The organism is Alienimonas chondri, from assembly GCF_013036045.1.
GTDB classification, from domain to species: Bacteria; Planctomycetota; Planctomycetia; order Planctomycetales; family Planctomycetaceae; genus Alienimonas; species Alienimonas chondri.
This window is the reverse complement of the sequence record NZ_WTPX01000315.1, coordinates 1-1,830: the sequence shown is the minus strand read 5'-3', so window position 1 is coordinate 1,830 and position 1,830 is coordinate 1. Positions and strand designations below refer to the sequence as shown.

General features: G+C 69.2%; 3 protein-coding genes. 1 reads left to right on the top strand and 2 read right to left on the bottom strand.

What is annotated here, in order from left to right; all coding sequences use genetic code 11:
- Together LzC2_RS21320 and LzC2_RS21315 are read right to left on the bottom strand one after the other, a co-directional pair.
- On the bottom strand, nt 1–371 hold a 371-nt coding region (locus LzC2_RS21320), incomplete at its 3' end, for a hypothetical protein (protein ID WP_171190037.1).
- Between the two features lie 22 nt (nt 372–393).
- The gene (locus LzC2_RS21315) at nt 394–1,356 is read right to left on the bottom strand and encodes a DUF1559 domain-containing protein (RefSeq protein ID WP_171190036.1); all 963 of its coding nucleotides are present in this window, start codon (nt 1,354–1,356) and stop codon (nt 394–396) included.
- A gap of 207 nt (nt 1,357–1,563) precedes the next feature.
- On the opposite strand from LzC2_RS21315, the gene hemP reads away from it, so the two are divergent.
- Nucleotides 1,564–1,782, top strand: coding sequence for a hemin uptake protein HemP (hemP, locus tag LzC2_RS21310; protein WP_171190035.1), 219 nt, complete (start codon nt 1,564–1,566; stop codon nt 1,780–1,782).
- The last annotated feature ends 48 nt before the right edge of the window (nt 1,783–1,830 follow it).

Genomic DNA, 1,830 nt, shown 5'->3' with positions numbered 1-1,830 from the left:
AGCGGCGCCAGCGACGGCGGGCGCCGCGGGCGGGCGGTTCGGGCCTGCTTCAGGCGGACCAAGTCCTCCGGCGACAGTTCGGCGTCGCCGGCGGGGGTTTGGGGGTCGGTTGCGACGATCTCCGCCCGGTAGGCGCCGACCGTCGGGCCGACGGCGGCGGGCACGGCGTATCGACCGGCGACGATCGCGGCGCTGGCCTTGGGACCGGGCGTGTTCTCGACCGGGACGAAGGTAATCGTCCCGGCCGGCAACGGGGCGCCGTCGACGGTGACGGCGCCGCTCACGGCGACCTGCTCCGGCCGATCCGATCCGCCGCAGCCCGCGGCGAGCGCCGCGGCCAAGGCGACGGCGGTTACCACGGCGGAGGGCACGATCCCGTCGGCGGGGCGGCAGTCAGTTCTCATCGATCACCTCGCCGCCGTTGCGCGTGGCGAGCGCGTCCAGCAGGTCGGCGTCGATAAAGTCGCCGATCAGGTGCACGGAGCCGTCGCCGCGGGCGAAGTTCACGCCGGCGGCGTGATCGCTGCGGAAGGAGCGGCTCATGTTTAAAGCGGTCGTTTCGTCCGCCGTACCGTCGTCCTTGGGGTTGAAGAAGTACTCTGTGGTGCAGGTCGTCGAGCCGACGAACGGGTTCGCCCAGTAGGTAAAGGAGAACCGGCTTTGTCCGGCGCAATCCGCGGCGCCGCGGCTCGTCGAGAACTTATAACTGGGCAGGTTATAGGCGGTTTCGCCGATCATCAACGTGTTGGTCGTCCCGTCGCGGAAGCGGGCGATGGACGTATAACCGTCGGCGCTGTCGCTATACACGATCGCCCCGCTCTGCCGCGGCGCCGGGGCCGGCGGGCCGAACGCCCAGTATTGATTATAATCCTCCGCCCCCATGTTCACCGCGTAGTTGCCGGGGGCGCGGTTCGCGTCGTCCTCGCAGCTCGGCACGCTACGTCCGGGGGCGGCGCTGGGGCAGAGGAACGTCGGCACCCGCTGCCCGCTGACCTCCTGATTGAGCGGGTCGGTGTTCGCCAGCTTGAAGTCGTACAGGGCGAACTCGTTCCCTTTGTCCAGCTCCGGCAGCAGCATCGTGAAGAAGCTGCCCCCGTACAGCGTGGGATAGGTTCCGCCCTGCGAGTTCGCCGTCGGGAACCGTTTCCACGTGCTGTGATAGTTATGGGCGGCGAGGGCGATCTGCTTGAGGTTGTTCTTGCACTGGCTCGTCCGAGCCGCTTCGCGGGCCTGCTGGACGGCGGGCAGCAGCAGGCTGACCAAGATGGCGATCACCGCGATCACCACCAGCAGCTCGATCAGCGTGAAACCGGATCGGGCTTGAGAACGGACCGACAGTCGAGAACGAGACGGCATTGCACAGACCTGGAGTGGGAGGGCGGAGGGGACCGCCGTCTCGCTCGCTGGCCGTCCCGAAATCAGGGGGAGCGTGGCTGGCTGGCTGGACGGGCGCCGAGTTGAGATTGCGTCTCAACCCGACGCACGGCAGACTATCCGCACCCGACCCTGCGGAAAAGCCCGCAGGCGGAGAATCTCCCCGAACCGCGACGATCGGCCGCCTCCATGCCCGCCCCGCAGCCGCCTGATCCGCTGTCTTCACAGGCTCAAACGCCCGTCGCCCGTCCCTCCGCCGACGGGGCCGCCGCGGACGCCGCGCCGCGGCCGGGGCGGGTACGGTTCGAGGATCTCGCCGGGGAGGCGGTGGAGATCGAGGTCGAACACGCCGGGCAGATCTACCGTCTGCGGCGGACGAAGACCGACAAGCTGCTGCTGACGAAGTGAGGGGCGCGGACTCCCCTCGCCCCCCTTTTGGGGGAGAGGGGTCGGGGG